Below are 1,172 nucleotides of genomic sequence, written 5' to 3' on the forward strand. Positions count from 1 at the left end.
CAGTAAAGAAAGTTTGTATGACAATTATCAAGGCACGATCAATTACCTCTCAAATACCATCGAAGATATACAACAACGCAACTTGAAGGCTAAGTACGAGCTAGCCGAAACGTTAGGCAAACCCTACTCGCCCACTAATCAAGCTTATCTTGCCCGCTTAAAACAAGAGATATCGATAAACGAACAATTAGTGCACAATCATCATCAGGTCAGGCACGAATTAACCGCGACTCTAAACAACCCTGAGAGGTATCCGCTCAGTTTACTGCTGATGTCTAATCAATCCTTACCTGATGAAATTAAGGAACAATTAAAATGACGCTATCGACTAAACAAACAAGGTTGGGGATAAACCTCACGCTGCTTGTATTTCTTGTTGGTATAGGTTGTAGTCTTTACTCAGCACAGAATGCAAATCCGCAAGAGTCGATTCGAGTAGCAGGTTCAAAGCCAACCGATGCAACTGTAAAAGTGTGGGCAAACTATTGGGTATATGGTGATGACTGTGAATCCTACTCTTATGATATGTTTGGCCAAAAAGCCCATCGAGGAGGAAAGATCACCACATTCTTTACTCCGAGTAATGATGTAAGTGATGATCGTTATCAGTTCACCGTGCCATACTCAACTTACACAAACAGTAAAAATTGCGTGGTCGAATTACGAGATATCAAGGTCGAAGCCTATAACGCATTTGATACAGTAGGTTTTGCCCAACTACGTATTCACCAATCAGGAACAAATTACAAAGATAGACAAATAGATTTAAATTCTGCAATTAAAGCGAAAAATTGTGACGCTTTTTTACATCAATGGAAAGACAAGACCTGGTCGGGTGGGCTAGGTTGCCATTATTCCGTTAATGGTGAAAAGATATCCAAAAAACAGGAGTTTAACGCAGAAACTGTCTACTTTGATTTTTCTCAGTTTAATAGCGATACGGTGATTCACTACGATATTTTAGCTGGTGAAGAGTATCGTAGTACCCCGTTAGATCCTCAAACAGGTAAGTAACTGGGTATGAGTAACAAACAGCGAATATTATCGATTGTGCTTATCACCATTACAGTAATTCTATTTGTGTATTATTTGGGGCCATCGGAGCGAATATGGGGCGCGGGCGAAGAGCCGTATATGGTGATAGCTGGGAAAAAGCCAGCAGATGCCAATAT

At 40.4% G+C, this 1,172-nt stretch carries 1 protein-coding gene and 1 pseudogene; both read left to right on the forward strand.

Translation table 11 applies throughout. The features are described 5' to 3' along the window. Window positions 1-319: pseudogene (locus tag QTN94_RS19970) on the forward strand (hypothetical protein); the annotation flags it as partial. Further along, window positions 316-1,014: a hypothetical protein gene (locus tag QTN94_RS19975; protein WP_331428646.1), complete on the forward strand. Its 699-nt coding sequence runs from the start codon at window positions 316-318 to the stop codon at window positions 1,012-1,014. The pseudogene QTN94_RS19970 and the gene QTN94_RS19975, both read left to right, overlap by 4 nt. The last annotated feature ends 158 nt before the right edge of the window (window positions 1,015-1,172 follow it).

Source organism: Vibrio sp. M250220, assembly GCF_036533795.1.
Classification (GTDB): Bacteria; Pseudomonadota; Gammaproteobacteria; order Enterobacterales; family Vibrionaceae; genus Vibrio.